The organism is Paraburkholderia bryophila (assembly GCF_013409255.1).
In the GTDB taxonomy this organism is placed as follows: Bacteria; Pseudomonadota; Gammaproteobacteria; order Burkholderiales; family Burkholderiaceae; genus Paraburkholderia.
In genome coordinates, this window is the sequence record NZ_JACCAS010000001.1 from 4,096,540 (window position 1) to 4,110,925 (window position 14,386).

At 57.2% G+C, this 14,386-nt stretch carries 14 protein-coding genes and 1 pseudogene; 7 read left to right on the forward strand and 8 right to left on the reverse strand.

Annotated features, from left to right (window positions below; genetic code table 11):
- Nucleotides 1-69: 69 nt before the first annotated feature.
- Nucleotides 70-393 (reverse strand): DUF4148 domain-containing protein, encoded by a 324-nt coding sequence (locus GGD40_RS18420; protein ID WP_179744474.1) that lies wholly within the window; start codon nt 391-393, stop codon nt 70-72.
- Between the two features lie 472 nt (nt 394-865).
- Nucleotides 866-1,642: pseudogene (locus tag GGD40_RS18425) on the reverse strand (MBL fold metallo-hydrolase); the annotation flags it as partial.
- Between the two features lie 93 nt (nt 1,643-1,735).
- On the opposite strand from GGD40_RS18425, the gene GGD40_RS36965 reads away from it, so the two are divergent.
- Nucleotides 1,736-1,891: an arsenic metallochaperone ArsD family protein gene (locus GGD40_RS36965; protein ID WP_257030426.1), complete on the forward strand. Its 156-nt coding sequence runs from the start codon at nt 1,736-1,738 to the stop codon at nt 1,889-1,891.
- 64 nt (nt 1,892-1,955) lie between these two features.
- Here GGD40_RS36965 and GGD40_RS18435 read toward each other — a convergent pair whose 3' ends face one another.
- The gene (locus tag GGD40_RS18435) at nt 1,956-2,252 is read right to left on the reverse strand and encodes a DUF4148 domain-containing protein (RefSeq protein WP_179744475.1); all 297 of its coding nucleotides are present in this window, start codon (nt 2,250-2,252) and stop codon (nt 1,956-1,958) included.
- An 844-nt stretch (nt 2,253-3,096) separates the two neighbouring features.
- On the opposite strand from GGD40_RS18435, the gene GGD40_RS18440 reads away from it, so the two are divergent.
- The 3 genes from GGD40_RS18440 (at nt 3,097) to GGD40_RS18450 (ending at nt 5,898) form a co-directional block, all read left to right on the forward strand.
- Nucleotides 3,097-3,645, forward strand: coding sequence for a cytochrome b (locus GGD40_RS18440; protein ID WP_179744476.1), 549 nt, complete (start codon nt 3,097-3,099; stop codon nt 3,643-3,645).
- Between the two features lie 190 nt (nt 3,646-3,835).
- The gene (locus GGD40_RS18445) at nt 3,836-4,498 is read left to right on the forward strand and encodes a response regulator (RefSeq protein WP_179744477.1); all 663 of its coding nucleotides are present in this window, start codon (nt 3,836-3,838) and stop codon (nt 4,496-4,498) included.
- 50 nt (nt 4,499-4,548) lie between these two features.
- Complete coding sequence (locus tag GGD40_RS18450; protein WP_218900927.1) at nt 4,549-5,898, forward strand: ATP-binding protein; 1,350 nt, start codon at nt 4,549-4,551, stop codon at nt 5,896-5,898.
- Between the two features lie 1,007 nt (nt 5,899-6,905).
- On the opposite strand, the gene GGD40_RS36970 is transcribed toward GGD40_RS18450, so the two are convergent.
- Together GGD40_RS36970 and GGD40_RS18455 are read right to left on the reverse strand one after the other, a co-directional pair.
- On the reverse strand, nt 6,906-7,142 hold the full coding sequence (locus tag GGD40_RS36970; protein ID WP_257030427.1) for a hypothetical protein: 237 nt from the start codon (nt 7,140-7,142) through the stop codon (nt 6,906-6,908).
- Nucleotides 7,143-7,195: 53 nt separating this feature from the next.
- Nucleotides 7,196-7,507 carry a hypothetical protein gene (locus tag GGD40_RS18455; protein ID WP_179744479.1) on the reverse strand — a complete coding sequence of 104 codons (312 nt, stop codon included), beginning with the start codon at nt 7,505-7,507 and terminating at the stop codon, nt 7,196-7,198.
- 456 nt (nt 7,508-7,963) lie between these two features.
- Here GGD40_RS18455 and GGD40_RS18460 point away from each other — a divergent pair, with 456 nt between their 5' ends.
- Nucleotides 7,964-9,325 (forward strand): alkaline phosphatase family protein, encoded by a 1,362-nt coding sequence (locus GGD40_RS18460; RefSeq protein ID WP_257030428.1) that lies wholly within the window; start codon nt 7,964-7,966, stop codon nt 9,323-9,325.
- 508 nt (nt 9,326-9,833) lie between these two features.
- On the opposite strand, the gene GGD40_RS18465 is transcribed toward GGD40_RS18460, so the two are convergent.
- Nucleotides 9,834-10,247 carry a helix-turn-helix domain-containing protein gene (locus GGD40_RS18465; RefSeq protein ID WP_373565297.1) on the reverse strand — a complete coding sequence of 138 codons (414 nt, stop codon included), beginning with the start codon at nt 10,245-10,247 and terminating at the stop codon, nt 9,834-9,836.
- Nucleotides 10,248-10,423: 176 nt separating this feature from the next.
- On the opposite strand from GGD40_RS18465, the gene GGD40_RS18470 reads away from it, so the two are divergent.
- Entirely contained in the window at nt 10,424-10,666 is a 243-nt protein-coding gene (locus tag GGD40_RS18470) for a hypothetical protein (RefSeq protein WP_179744480.1), read from the forward strand.
- 393 nt (nt 10,667-11,059) lie between these two features.
- Here the strand turns inward: GGD40_RS18470 and GGD40_RS18475 are convergent, their stop codons facing one another.
- Together GGD40_RS18475 and GGD40_RS18480 are read right to left on the reverse strand one after the other, a co-directional pair.
- Nucleotides 11,060-11,893, reverse strand: coding sequence for a plasmid partitioning protein RepB C-terminal domain-containing protein (locus GGD40_RS18475; RefSeq protein WP_306456595.1), 834 nt, complete (start codon nt 11,891-11,893; stop codon nt 11,060-11,062).
- Nucleotides 11,894-11,987: 94 nt separating this feature from the next.
- Nucleotides 11,988-13,577: a recombinase family protein gene (locus GGD40_RS18480; protein ID WP_257030429.1), complete on the reverse strand. Its 1,590-nt coding sequence runs from the start codon at nt 13,575-13,577 to the stop codon at nt 11,988-11,990.
- A 240-nt stretch (nt 13,578-13,817) separates the two neighbouring features.
- Between GGD40_RS18480 and GGD40_RS18485 the strand changes: the two genes are divergently transcribed.
- Nucleotides 13,818-13,955 (forward strand): hypothetical protein, encoded by a 138-nt coding sequence (locus GGD40_RS18485; RefSeq protein WP_179744483.1) that lies wholly within the window; start codon nt 13,818-13,820, stop codon nt 13,953-13,955.
- Nucleotides 13,956-14,386 lie beyond the last annotated feature (431 nt).

Here is a 14,386-nt window from a genome sequence, read left to right on the forward strand (position 1 = left end):
GAGAATTGGGCACGGCCCGTCGTCAAATCTGCACGCGCAGAGCGCAGCCATCAGACGAGCCGGTCTGCATCAGTGGTGTGCGTACAGGGAGGGTCGAGTGGTAGGAGCGGAAGTGCGTTGGCCCCACTGCGCCGCACCGCTTGTGACTCCGCCCACTCCTTGCGTGGCGGTCTGCATTGACGGATTTCCTGCCGCGATGCGTGCTTCGGCAGCCTGAATGTCGGCGGGATAGGTAGCGTTGTCGCGTTTCGCCGGATTGTATCCGGCTTTCTCCAACTGCACGAGTTCGGCGCGCACCTCTGCTCGGGTGACCGGTGCGTTCGACTGCTGAGCAAAAGAAGCGAAAGGTGTTGCCAGCACGGCGGCTATAACGACGGCTTGAAGTGATTTCATGATTCGTACCTCCACAGTTTCTACCGTTGCGAACAGCCCTGTTCACGACCGGTAAGTGCAGAATAAGGTATGCATGCTTAAGCCGAGATGAAGCGATTGGCAGACGTTTGTGACCGCGTCGGTCTCTTCAGGCTGCGCAACGTCTTGCTTTTTTGCAGGCGTTGTTGCGGTCCAGGTCTGTCCGCCATGCGCCAGAGCAATAACTACGGTCCCATGCATCCGGGGGGGCAGCGCCGGCCGGGATGTTCCGAGAGTGGGGCGCATCCGACGGGACACGTGGGTTTTTCCGACCTGAGGACACTTCTTTGCAATTTTGATTCGTATTGCTTCGTGCAGTGGCCGGCGTAGCCAGGTAAACCCAGTGGCGTTGATTCCGCTCCAGCGAGCAATCAACCCATCGCACCGAAGTGGCTTGCTTAGCTCAGATTGAGCACTCAGGCCACTGATAAGCCGATGCTGCATAGCGCTCAAGTTAGAGTGCGTTTAAGGGAATCTTCAAGTAGCGAATGCCGTTTTCCTCGCAAGGTGGAAAATCACCGGCCCGTATATTCACCTGCACAGATGGCAGGATAAGAACAGGCATCGCTAGCGTTGCGTCGCGTGCCTCGCGCATGCTGACGAACTGGTCTTCCGTTACGCCGTCATGCACATGGATGTTATGCGCACGCTGCGCGAGCACCGTGGTTTCCCATTCGGGTTGCCGGCCCTCGGGTGGATAGTCGTGACACGTGAAAAGCCGGGTGTCGCCGGGCAGGTCCAGCAGCTTTCGAATCGACCGGTATAGCGTGTGTGCATTGCCGCGGGGGAAGTCGCAACGCGCGGTGCCGACATCCGGCATGAACGGCGTGTCTCCGACGAACACCACATTCCCAATCTGATAAGCAGTGTCGGCAGGGGTATGGCCCGGCAAATACAGCGCTTTTGCTGTCAGGCCACCGATGGAGAATGCCTCGTCTTCGCGGAAAAGATGGTCGAACTGGGAACCGTCTACGTGGAATCCGGGCTCGAGATTGAAGAGGCTCTTGAAAACCCCCTGAACGGTGCGAATGTGCTCTCCAATCGCAATCCTGCCGCCAAGCTCGCCGCGCAAATAATGCGCTGCGGACAGGTGGTCCGCATGCGCGTGTGTTTCCAGAATCCATTGCACCCTCAGGCCGCGCTGGCGAACGTACTCGATGACCTTGTCTGCATTCGTCGTCGAAGTACGTCCTGCCTTGGGGTCGTAGTCTAGAACGGGGTCAATGACCGACCGAGGTCAATGACATGGCGTTCAGGGAGGCGAGCGCGATGGAGTGGACGCGGCTGCGCTCTAACCGGACAGGCAGAATTCGAGGAAATAACGATGAGCAATCGTGAAGTGTTTGAGCCGGCCGTGTGCTGTGCGACCGGCCTATGCGGCGTCGACGTGGACCCGACCTCTGTTCAGTTCAGCGACCATTTACAGGCGGTATCGGCGGCGCCCACCTCTGCGTCTAAAAAAACGCCGCCGATACTCTGACGGCTTAACACGGGAATATTCTGGGGTGCTCGCGGGGAAAACCCAGGCATCAGTTTCCTGCAGGTTAATGATGAGAAAATAGTGAAGGCTTCGCAGCCGTGGGCGGAGTGACGGTTTGTGATGAACCGCCGACAGTTGGGCCGTACCCTGAGATGTCGAATGCAGTTGCCGTCCTCGACGACGCTGGAACTGTCTTCGGGTATTGCGAATTTGATTGATGCAACAGGCCGTCCCGTTCGGCAGTGACGAGTTGGGCGCGTACTTCAGCACGCGTCAAAGGGCCGTTCGTTTGCTGAGCGAATGACAGTGCCGGAATGGCGAGGATGGATGCGACGATGATGGCAGACATGAGCGATTTCATTTGATGTTTCTCCAAAAAAGACTTGGTCGTCCCGTAGGCACGGGTGCATGTCGTTGTCTGAACGACAAAATTGGTGGGAGAACTTCTCTCAAAACCTGTAAGTGCCTCGTTTTCAGACGGAGCGGTGCGCAATGTTCCCTTGTGGACCCTCCGACGGAGCAACCGCCTATCGAGATGTTTGTCTAGCCGCCAGTCTTGACGGCAGATGGTCGGCGGGCACTGACGGTTCGTCGAGTACTTGCGTTCAGAATATGCAGCTATCCTTAACTCGTCCTTAACGCGACGTTGGCGTTGGACTGACGCTAACGTATCGTGTTATGCCGAACGGATAACACATACGATATTGGCTGCAGTGCCGTCTGCCTGCGAGGCGGTTCCTACACCTTCGTGTTTGCGCTGATAGATTCTGGCGACATGAGCGCGCACGATGCACGGTGCCTTCTCCGCATCGAACCCCAACGAGGTGAGCGCTATCTCAGCGCGCCAGACGATGTCGGCGCATTGCGAAAAGCAAGGTGATTTCCGTTGCGAACGATTGTTAATCGCGTGGCAACTTGCCTTTCCCGACCCGTTAAGTATCCCTTAAGCAGAATTCGTGCAGCATTCTTAGGGCGTAACGTCACTTGAATGGAAAGGACGAATGGCATTCCGTTGCTCGGTGCTGTGGAAATAATCAACGAGTCGGCTACCTCAAGCTCTGGTGGCTAACTTTTCAGGCGGTTCAGCGGAGGTGTATTTCCATTCACCGTACGATTGCCATTCGGTCGTGTGTTCGAGCAAGAATCATTCGCCGTTTGAACGTCGGATGTAGCACCTTCTTTTTCCAGTTCTCTTTCAGCCAAAAATGAATACTCAAAACACAGCGAGCTTTCGCGACACGCCGGCCCGCTATGACGCGGTTTCGCGGGCATTTCATTGGCTAAGTTTGCTGCTTTTGGTGGCACAGTTCAGCCTTGGATGGTTAATGCCGGACGCTGATTCGGTCAAGGCCTCGACTGGTTTGGTCGCCTGGCATGTTGGCGTCGGGACGTCGCTACTGGCCGTATTCACTGTAAGACTTTTATGGGCGGCAATGCGTCGCGCGCCGGGCCCGGTCGACCAGCATGGCGCGCTTCAGTTTCTGGCAGGGGCGGTTCACGTTTCGATGTATTTGCTTCTGTTGCTCGTTCCCCTGCTCGGGTGGCTGAACGCAGGCGGCCGAGGCTGGACGGTAAGGTTGGCCGGCGTATGGTACATACCACAGCTTGCGATGCCAGACTCATGGGGGGCGTCCATTGGCGAGTGGCACAGCGCAAGCGTAACGGTCCTTCTAATCCTGATTGGGTTGCACGTGTTCGCTGTTCTTGTGCATCAAATCGGTTTCAGAGACAGCCTGCTCCGACGCATGTTGTAGCCGGTTCGCAACTGGCGCAAGATACTGACTGACGCACCGTCTAGGTACCCTTTCTGCGGCCGGCTGTCGAGTCCCAGGTGAGTTTTTTGCGTTCAGGAGTGTTGAGGCGAACAGATGCTGCTCCCCCGACGTCTGCATAAGAAATCCTTAAGCTTGCATGGCGCACACTCCGCAGTTAAGGAGACCACGTATGCGCCTACTAATCGTCGAAGACGACATCATGATTGCCGAGAGCGTTCTCGAAGCATTGAGAGGCCTCGGTCACGCAGTTGACTGGGCGGATGATGGGCGAGCGGGCGAACTGGCACTAGGAAATGACGTGTATGACCTTGTCCTACTGGACCTCGGGCTGCCAAAGCAGGACGGCCTGACCGTTCTGAGAGGTTATCGCGCGAGCGGCGGAACCGCTGCAGTCATCGTTATGACGGCGCAGAATGCTGTGACTGACCGAATCTCGGGACTGGATGCTGGCGCAGATGACTATCTCATCAAGCCATTTGATTTGAATGAACTGGCTGCTCGGGTGCGTGCGCTGCTCCGGCGACGCGCCGGGCAATCCCGACCCGTCTACGTTCACGGCGCGCTCAGACTGAATGAGGTCTCGCACGAGGTCACACTTCGTGGCGCAGCAATCCCATTGGTCGCCCGCGAATTCAGTTTGTTGCGCGCGCTTATCGAAGAGCCGAGCAAGGTATACAGTAAAAAAGAGCTGGAAGAAAAGCTCTACGGTTGGAACGAGGAGGTAGAGAGCAATACCATCGAGGTACATGTCCACAATCTCAGAAAAAAGCTGGGTGCTGAGCAGATTGTGACTATCCGAGGCATCGGCTATCGACTGGCGGGGACCGCGTGAGGTCCGTGCGCACACAACTCCTGGTTGGTCTGATTCTAGTACTCGGCGCCATGAGCGCTCTTGCGGGCTACGGTATCTTCCGAAGCGCGCTGGAAGAGGCAAACGAGCTTTTCGACTATGAACTGCGCTCTGTTGCTATTTCATTGCCGCAGTCGGTGGCCGATACAGAATTAGCGAATAGAGAATCCGGCGATTTCGAGGGACTGCAGGATGACCGTGTTGTCATCCAGATTTGGGACGCGTCGAACGTCTTGACCTATGATTCCCTCCCGAGTGCAAAGCTGCCCCGCCAGCATGCGGGATTTCAGTCCATCGAAGTGGATGGGCGTCACTATCGAGTTTTTGGCCTACAGCAGGCTTCACGATTTGTTCAAGTTGGGCAACCCCTGTCCGTCCGTGACGAGTCGGCCTTGGCGCAGGCATCGAGGACGCTTTGGCCATTATTGGCGATACTGCCACTCGAAATCGCCCTCGTGTTGCTGGTTGTGAAGCGGGCGTTGCGGCCTGTCAACCTCATATCCAGGTCCTTGGCAGCGCGGTCGATTGAAACGTTGGCACCTCTCGATATGGCTAATGCCACACCGACGGAAATCGAGCCTCTGGTTGACGCATTGAATGACCTCCTGGTACGTCTCGACAGGGCATTGCATGCGCAGCGCGTTTTCGTTGCGGACGCGGCCCATGAGCTTCGAACTCCTTTGACGGCACTGAAGCTACAGATTCAGGTGGCGCGACGGGACCACACGAAACCGAGCGATGAAGACCTCCTGCGCAAACTGGAGGATAGGGTGAATCGCGCAATTCACCTTGTTCAGCAGTTACTTGCTCTTGCCAGGGAGGATGCCGAGGCCAGCGTGCGCGCCGGAAACGCGGACCTTCGCCGTGTGGCTACCCAGGTAATCAGCGACCTTTCCGTACTCGCAGAGCACAAAGGAATTGACCTGGGTCTGGAATGTACGGGTCTTGTGGTGACGGAATGCCCGATTGTGGTGATTGGAGACGAAACCTCGTTGGAAACGATGGTCACAAATCTGGTCGACAATGCCATCCGATACACGTCGCCTGGCGGCCAGGTTGATGTTCGACTTTGCACGAGCGCGGCCGAAGTAACGTTGGAGGTTGTCGACAACGGACCAGGAATACCGGCGGCCGACCTTGGGCGTGTGTTGGACCGGTTTTATCGGGCAGGAAATGCAAGTGGACAAGGTAGCGGGCTGGGGTTGGCCATCGCAGCAAAAGTGGCGGCGAAGCATCAGGCTGAATTTTCCGTGAGCAATCGAACCGATAGGCAAGGGCTAAAGGTTTCTGTTAGTGGCCTGCGTCGTGCTCTTGCGGGCAATCCTGGCGCGGCGCGCTTCTCAGGTGCGCGCCTTGAACCGAATTGGCACACGCAAACGTGATGCTTACAAGTAGCGATGCAGCTGTCGTCCTATGCTTGCCTGATTGGATGCTGCCTAATTAAACTGGTCGGACTGGCATTTTACGTCGGCGCAGAATGGCCGTGCCCTTCAAGCTCGTCGCCGTGCATCACGGTAGAGTACTATCGGTGATGTGGTGTTTGCATGCAAGTCCGTTCCAGTCGCGGAGCAGACAAAGCTCTGAGCTGCTGGGAGTACATTTTCGCTTTTCTTGACCAGATGGGCGTGTGGCAACCAGTCGAAGCTTTCGTTGTCGCATAAGCTGCCCTTAAGGAGAAGTTGTTAGTCTGAGGGGCAGATAGAGCTAAGAAAACGCGGTTGTGTTCGATGACGCTCTAGATTATTTCTTTATCAAACCATTTCGTTTTCTCGACCACGCAGGTGGTTAGCATAGCTAGCCAAATTTGGCACGGCAACGTGTCGAGCGGAAGCAGCAATGCAAATCCACCTTTTTCGACCTGGGAGCGATTCCGGGTCTCCTTTTATACCTGGCAATAGCGGCGCCTCATCCAAAAGATTCGGGAGGTAATGTCAGCCCACGGCCTGACGACAGCCGACATCGAAGCTCACATTTTCAACAGGAAGCGTGGGCCGAAGCTCGGTGCCAAATCTGTGGTCGTCGCGAAGGCTTCTGCGGCGAAATAGCAGGACCCGAAGAAAGGCGCTACATGGTCCAGACACGGACGCGCGCCGCGTTGGATTGAAAAGGGCAGTTACCAAGAAAGCCGCGGTCAAGAAAGTTGCAACGACAAAGACTGCGCCGACGAAGAAGGTTGCGGCGAAGAAAGTGGTTGCGGAGAAGGCCGTGAGCGCGAACGTGCCGGCTAAGAAGGCACCGGCGAAAAATGCGCCGCGCCAGAGCGTGGTCGTGCCCGCTACTGTGGCCGCAGTCGAGTCTGGCGCAGAGTTGACGACCTAAACATAGTTGTCAGGTGCCCGGTGGACCAGCAATTTTCTGGTTCCACCGGGTACACCACGCCGACGATGTCTTATTGCGCCTGTGCTGCCTGATGCTGCGCGGCCTGCTGTTGAGCGTGTTGCTTCGCAAGGTGCCTGCCGACCATGCAGCCACCGACCGCACCAACGACAGCGTGGTGCCCCGCATAATGCCCAGCGACCCCGCCTACCACCGCGCCCTTGAGGCAGCCTGCGGCATGTGCAGTGCCTGCTGTGGCGAAGGCCAGCGTCGTTGCAATCAAGGCGATTCTTATTGGACCAGCTTTCATTCGAAGTTAACCTGAGGTTGGATTCTTCGGATGTGGCGCCTTCCGGCGTCGTTTCAATACCCGCGCCAATCACGACGCTCGCGCCACTCGTGCTCACGCCATTCCTGGCGGCGCCATTCACGTTCACGCCACTCGCGACGTTCGCGCCATTCACGGGCTCGCCAGTCTTCGTCACCACCGTACCTGACGGCGACAGGTGCGGGAGCATATACGACGGGAGGCGGCGGTGCATACACCGGCTCCGCCGGCACATATACGGCTCCGGGGATGCCCAATCCGATGGCGACGTCGACGTGTGCCGATGCTGCTGTTGATGCTGCCAGCACTGCTAGACCGAGCGCTGCGCCGAGAATCTTCTTATTCATCTTCGCTACTCCTCGCACATTGAGTGCAATGTCAATGACTACGGCTCGGAGTGTAAGGAGCGAGGTCAGACACATGTGAAACGGCGGTGCGAGATTCGTAACATGGGGTTACTCCTGAAGGCGTATCGCGTGGACGGTCCGCCTTCAGGACCTGCAGCCGCGCCGTGTGGCACGTGCACAGGGTAGCGCTATCACGCGACTGAACTTGAACAGTCATGTAGCGTGAGCTAGCCTTAACGTCTAGCCGGAAGCAAGCCTTTGGTATTGAGTTTTGTCGGAGGTGCAAGGCCCCTGTAGCGAACGTTTGGCCTATCCGGTCCTGGCTGGCGCTGGCAGGACAAGGGTTAGAAACAGGTTTGTGTCAGGAGCCCCCCGTGCCGCCCTCCCGGTGATTCCTTCGGGCTGGGACAGTTGCAGGTGGCTTCGTCGCCCTGATGCCGTTATGTCGGAGACAACATGTCCGTTGACAACATTAAAACCATCGTCATAGTCATGATGGAGAACAGGTCTTTCGACCACGTTCTTGGCTACCTGAGTCTCCATGGGACGGATGTCAACGGCCTTTCGGCCGACCCTACCTGGCAGCAGAATTTCACGAACTTCTACGACGGCGAAACGTATGCCATACATGCGCTTTCTCCGTCGACTCAACTAATCCCCGACCCTCCGCATGACCGCACGCCGATTTCGATGCAAATCAATACATCGTGCGCAAATGGAGGCTGCCCAGAACTGGGCGGGTTCGTCGCGAGCTACGCGGCACGAAACCCGCCGCCAGCCGACCTGTCGATGGTGATGGGCTACTACACGGCCGATGCGTTACCTACTTACGACTTCTTCGCAAAGAATTTCACGGTTTGCGATAGCTGGTTTGCTCCGCTTCCGACGGGAACCCAGGCAAATCGCCTGATGGCCATGGCCGGAGAGAGTGCAATTAGCGACAATGTTTCTGGTTTCCTTCCCGAACAGTCCCTGGTGTACGACTGGCTGACCACGCACGGCGCAAGCTGGTGCGTCTATCAGTCTGGAGGATTTTTTCCGTTCTTTAGCTTGATGCCCAAGTGGTTACCGGAGATAGTCACCTCGCTCGCGTTGCCGCTTGAGGTCAATGGAGGCAGATTCAGGCGGTATTCGCGCTTCAAGGCCGACTGGGCGAACAGTGGCAACTTGCCCCAAGTCGTTTTCATCGAGCCGGAATACACGGACGGGCCGCACCTCGTACCGAATGATGACCATTCGCCTACTGGCGTTGCACCGGGTCAAGCGTTCCTTGCCGATATTTATCAAACGATTTCGGCGTCTGACCGGTGGAATGAGACGCTGATGATTGTCACGTACGACGAGCATGGAGGATTTTTCGACCATGTCAGTCCACTGGATATTCCAACCGATGTCGCCGGCTATCAGTTTCAAACTACTGGACTGCGGGTGCCCGCATTCCTGATTTCACCTTATGTGGCGCCTGGGGGTGTCTTCTCCGGCGACTTGGACCATACCTCGTTACTTCAACTGCTCGCGGATAAGTTCAACGCCGGTGGCACGTACTCCGCTCCGGTCAGCGCACGCACACAACTTTCGAAACTCAGCTCTGCCCTTTCTGAAACGAAAACGCCCGGCACCACACCGAAGCTAAACGCCCTTGTACCGATGAACTCATCTGTACCGCCTCTCGTCTCACCACCGACCGGCACCTCGGCATGTGCACAAGCCTTTCGTAGCGTCGCGCTTAAGGTCGAGCAGGACCATCCAGAGTTGTTGTCTTCGCCGAACTGGAGCGACCTCGCGGGATTTATCGCGACGTACAAGGGTGGGTCTTGAATCGATGCCAAGTCTTTGACCGATTCGGTCCTGTTGCAGGGCTCCTGCAGAGCCATTCAGCATGATTCTGTTCGCAGATGTGGATTTTCATCGGCTCGGCGCTCACGGTAAAGGCGGGCTCGGAATCTGCCCGCGGTCCGGATTCGGAGCGCCGGTTTTATTCCGGCCCACTGCGCAATGGGTTCGTTCCGCCAGGTGTCGTCGAACGTGGCGGATAGACCGGATATTTTGTAACCACTGATTCCGCCGATGGCTCGCTTGAATGCACATCGCGCCGTGGCTATACGCAGATAACAAAATAAGGCGTCGACCGAGCGGACAAGAAAAGGTGAGTCTCTCGCGAATCGAGTTGAGCCTCGAAGCTGCTGCGTAAATCCGGGGGCATTGACTTCCCGCAAGTTGGGAGGTGTTGTGGGCCGAGGGATTTGCTGCCGAGACGAAAGTTGGCCGCACCAACGCGGCATCTGCTCCGGACTTCACTCTATGCGCCTGGCTGGCAGCTTTTGCACTAGCGGGTGGATTTCGACAGTCGATGACCTAAACCCATGTTGGTCACTATTTGCCATGTGTAGACTCTCGAATACGTGACTCCGTATCGGCTCGCCACCAGTTCACGCACCCTCCCGTTTGTCCATGCATCAGTCGGGAAACCGTGAATTTGGGCCGAACCCAAAAGAGCCTTTTCAATCCATTTCAACGCCGTTTCGTCCAGCGCGGAAGGGCGACCACCGATACTCATCTCCCTGAGCGCATCAAGACCACCTTCGTCGATGATTTCCTTGTACCGCCGAACCGTTGCGACACCCATCTGCATCTTCTCAGCTACCTTGGCGACAGACGCTCCTTTTGCTAGCATTTTTCCTGCGGTCATGCGTCGCACGACGCTTGGAAGTTTGTCCCGGGCAGTCACGTTCTCTTGCACGAGCTAGATTCCTTGAAAATAACCGTGGTCTTGCAGCACGGAAAGCTTGCAATTACCTGGCCCTACAAGCCTAGCCGGCCTTATGTATCCGGTGGGCATGAGGTGTTCGCCGGATTATGGCAGGAGGCCGGTCCGCAATCTAGAATGGATACTGGTTGCAATACTTCGAGGCCGCCATGACTGATATTGCAGTTTCCAAGGTGGTACCCGGTAGCGAATCGCCGGAGCTTCTCGACGCGGCCTGTAATCACGTCCGGGAGATGACACATGCACGATGCGCCGTCGTCGTTGTCATTGACGGCGAGTCCGGGTCCGGCTACTCCGTCGTCGGCCCGCTGGATGCGCAGGTGCTGTTGCCTGACATCTTGCGGAAGGTCGCGGATTCCCTTCGGGGCCAGTTAAGCGGTCACTTGCAATGAGCACGATGACCAATCCGCTTAACCTGGACCTTCGGGCACGTGCCGAACTGCTTGCGTATCTCGTGGCATCCCATCTCCTGGCGAGACAGATGACAGGCGATTGGTTGTCGTCCGACCACGTTGTGGAATCGACCGCGATATGGCTTAGGAGGAACGGTGGTGGGGCCGATGTCTTGCAGCGAGTAATGCTTTCGACGCGTGCGCTTGAGGTTGCCCAGCACCTCGAAGGCACATCGGTAGCGGAAGTCACGCCCCAGGTGGTTCGCATGTTATTTTGTGAGAATCTGCGCCTCGATTTCCGGTCACCGACGGCGCGAGAAATATACGACCTATGTCTGACGCGGCTGCTAAGCACGCGTTGGTTTGAATAGTCGATTGCGGTTGCGCGCCAGGCTACTTGCCACGTTTCTTGCGGGCCCCCGCTGCACCACCAGATAGAGCGTAAGGTAGCTTCATCGGGCGGGCCGCCTCAATGGCAAAGTCCGACTTGCTCGCCAGGCGGGCAAGCGCGATGGCGCACCTCGGATGATGTGATTCGAGCCAGGACACAATCACCTCGTTGTTCATCCAATTCCGGACGAAACTGGCTGTGAGCGCAAGATAGACCAGGTCGGCTTCGTAGCGCGACCGCTTTTCTGCGGCCTCAACCTGCATTTGAGCGAGCTCCCGCTCCATCCTACCCAGTCGGTTCGCGCAATCGGGATGAGACTGTCGGCCGCGAGCATCGTCGGTTCGCTCGTTGGCGGGCGTGGCCGCCAGCAAAGCGCGCGCGAAATCGCCACTGAGATTGTCCACCGCGACCATAGTCCGGACAGCGGCAACCTGACGCGCCGGGACCATTTTTTCAAGCGCAGCAACTGTTCTCCTCGGCAACGTTAGCCCAGCGACCAGGGCAGCAGCACCCTCACAAAGTCCTGGCACGCTCTGGAGCCCGCCTGTTGCCTTGCTTGAACGGCATATGAACCGTCCAGGTCGAGCTTGTGTCATCGGCGTTGCTCCATGAGACGTTGATGAACGAGCTTCGGTATCCTGGTAAGCCCCTGAGCTCGCAGCAGCGCCACAAAGGCCGGGTCCGAGAGGAGCTCCATCAGGGCCTTGGTCGTCGAAGCCATTTCTCCGCAGATTACGTCCATACATCTGATTGCGGTGCGTTGCCGCGCACGTTCCAGCTTGAGCACCCGCTTGGCTTTCGTCTCTGGGGTCGCGCGCACACTGGACGCACCGCATTTGCGTTGAGGCCGTTTCGAAATTGATGGGCAATCGAGGGGAGGCGCGGTCGGTTCAGCATCAGAAGAGCCGAGCTTCGCCGGGCGAAGGCGAGTCACAGCAAACTCCCGGCGGCTACCGTGCTCGCCAATACTTCGAGAGGAATGCTCTCGGCGATGTCAAGCAGCGACTTCAGGTCCGGTTGCCGATATGCGTCGAAATGTGTGTGGCCGTGTCGGTAAACAACGGTGTAGGCACCTGGAACGAGACTTCCACGCGGGAAAATATGAAAGTCGAGCAGTTCCCTACTTGCGCGCTCTATGCGGGCATATATCAGGAAATCTACAGGGAAACAGTCCGGCCAGCGAGCAACCCAGTACGGCTCATGGCCGCCGATAAGCCATGGGCTGCGCGCAACGAGCTTCAGTCTCAACGAGCCATCGACGCTAAGCGTGTCGGTGTGCTTCTCGTATCGCACCTCATGGTTTCGACATTGCAGCGCTTGAATAGTGACCTCCGCGACCCGCTTCTCCATGACGCGCTCGACAAAGCGATTCTCGGACCGAACGGGGTCCAGGTTCGGTGTGTAGCCTATTGTCTTGTACGCCTCGTTGAGGCTTCCAAACTCGCGCATCACCTGCTCCACGGAAGGCCCGCTACGGTAGTGCTTTAACGTCGCCTGGCTGAGTTTGCCGGCGCGTTTGATGACCTTATATAGGCCGTCAGTAATCTCGGCTCTCGTGGGTCTGCGCCGGGCTCGCTCCATTTTTTGCTGCACGGTGGCGAAGATGCGTTTGTCGACAACAGGCTTGAACGCATTCGGCACGCGTATCCAGTCCTGCTCAGGGACCCGCTCCCATGGGCCGGCCAATTTCGAAGTGGTGCGACTGTAGACGTTACTGCCGATGTACGCCTCATTGTGGAGGATTTTGCGAATGTTCTGGCCTTGCCACGGCCGAGCCCAACCATTGCAAATTCCGAAATCATTGAGACGTCGCGCGATTGCGGTCGCTGAAATTGGCTGCGCTGCGTACCACTCGAAGATTTTTCGAACTACCGCAGCTTCGTTGCCGGCCGCCGGCGCCACAATAACCCGGTCGGTCTGGATACTCTTATATTCGTATCGTTCAAGGGGATGCCTGACGTGCCGGTCGCCATCAACAAGGATGCGGCGCAGCCCATAACCGGGTGGCCCTCCTGCATGGAAGCCGCGCCGTACGTTGAGGCAGAGGCCCAGGAAAACCTTGCGCGACATTTCGCGGCTGAACTCGCCGGCCATCGCCCGTTTCAGCGCCTTTAGCACCGAGGCAGCGGGGCTTCCATCGTTTTGAAAAGGCTCGGCAACGTAGATGACGTTCACGCCTGCCCGGCGGCACGCATACTCGTAGAAGGCTGCTTCGTCGACGTCCTGGAATCGTCCCCATCGGCTCACGTCATATACGAGCACGGTGCTGAATCTGCGCGCCGGACTTTCGACGTCCAATAGCAACTGTATAAGTGCCGGACGCTCTCGCAGGGTCAAACCGCTGATGCCCGCATCCTCGTAATCGCGAACGATGCGGAAGCGATGAGTGGCCGCGTAGTCGGCGATGGCTTGCCGCTGGAAAACTGGTGAATATTCCTGACGGTCGGTCGACATGCGGATGTACTGCGCGGCGCGAAAGGGCACAGCGGGGTTTGCTCGACGAGTCCGCGCGGAAGGCATGTGACATGTCCAACGACAGCACAGGTCAGTAGTAGTGCGTTTGAGCGAGAAGTCAAGGCAAGTCGAAGTCGGCTTCTGAAATACGCTGCCCCAGTTTTTAGCGATTGCCCAACCGCAGGACCGTTGCGGGCCTTAGATACGCGGCTACGCTCTGGGCAGCTTAAAGCCAGTCCTCGCAGCCTTGCGAATCATTCCTCTCCGTGACTCTGGAACATCTCATGGGCAATCGTCGAGGATGGCGTGAAGATTCGTGTGCCGCGGCCGCAGTTCCAAGAGTCTGACGCGACAGGCTGCAACTGGAACATGACTTACTTCGGCAACGCAGTCGGCTTCGAGCGCAACATCGGGGGTGTGCTCAAGGCCGCGCGTGCGGAATGAGAGGTTGCATCTTAGCTGGTCCGCTTGGCTTCGAATCTTGACTTCAAACTCAAGGTCCGGCTAAAGATAGCGTTGAGCATGTCGTTATATCAAGGGACCGATGCCAAAAGCGGGATTCCGAGAAAGCTCAACAATGTCAAACGTACAACTCGGCCGTCAAGGCCTCCGCCTGCTAGAGAACCTCCGGCATCTGTTTGTCGGTAATCACGTTGATGCAAATGGCATTAAAGCAACCGCCGAGACTATAGACAGTTATTTAGTCAGCGCCTTCGTTACCTGGCGCTTTGAACACGACATCACGACATCTACGTCGAAGGGGAATGCTGCGATTGCCGGCGGACATTTCGATTACCGTTCCAATGATTACCAGAATCACCTTCAAAAGCTTTGTCAGCAGGCTGTGCGCAACCGAGACATCCGGGGGTCGTTCA

What these genes read in the sequence shown, in the direction of transcription:
- GGD40_RS18420 (WP_179744474.1), bottom strand. Translation starts at nt 393, where the DNA reads ATGAAATCACTTCAAGCCGTCGTTATAGCCGCCGTGCTGGCAACACCT.
- GGD40_RS36965 (WP_257030426.1), top strand. Translation starts at nt 1,736, where the DNA reads ATGAGCAATCGTGAAGTGTTTGAGCCGGCCGTGTGCTGTGCGACCGGC.
- GGD40_RS18435 (WP_179744475.1), bottom strand. Translation starts at nt 2,252, where the DNA reads ATGAAATCGCTCATGTCTGCCATCATCGTCGCATCCATCCTCGCCATT.
- GGD40_RS18440 (WP_179744476.1), top strand. Translation starts at nt 3,097, where the DNA reads ATGAATACTCAAAACACAGCGAGCTTTCGCGACACGCCGGCCCGCTAT.
- GGD40_RS18445 (WP_179744477.1), top strand. Translation starts at nt 3,836, where the DNA reads ATGCGCCTACTAATCGTCGAAGACGACATCATGATTGCCGAGAGCGTT.
- GGD40_RS18450 (WP_218900927.1), top strand. Translation starts at nt 4,549, where the DNA reads ATGAGCGCTCTTGCGGGCTACGGTATCTTCCGAAGCGCGCTGGAAGAG.
- GGD40_RS36970 (WP_257030427.1), bottom strand. Translation starts at nt 7,142, where the DNA reads ATGAAAGCTGGTCCAATAAGAATCGCCTTGATTGCAACGACGCTGGCC.
- GGD40_RS18455 (WP_179744479.1), bottom strand. Translation starts at nt 7,507, where the DNA reads ATGAATAAGAAGATTCTCGGCGCAGCGCTCGGTCTAGCAGTGCTGGCA.
- GGD40_RS18460 (WP_257030428.1), top strand. Translation starts at nt 7,964, where the DNA reads ATGTCCGTTGACAACATTAAAACCATCGTCATAGTCATGATGGAGAAC.
- GGD40_RS18470 (WP_179744480.1), top strand. Translation starts at nt 10,424, where the DNA reads ATGACTGATATTGCAGTTTCCAAGGTGGTACCCGGTAGCGAATCGCCG.
- GGD40_RS18475 (WP_306456595.1), bottom strand. Translation starts at nt 11,893, where the DNA reads ATGCGGTGCGTCCAGTGTGCGCGCGACCCCAGAGACGAAAGCCAAGCG.
- GGD40_RS18480 (WP_257030429.1), bottom strand. Translation starts at nt 13,577, where the DNA reads ATGCCTTCCGCGCGGACTCGTCGAGCAAACCCCGCTGTGCCCTTTCGC.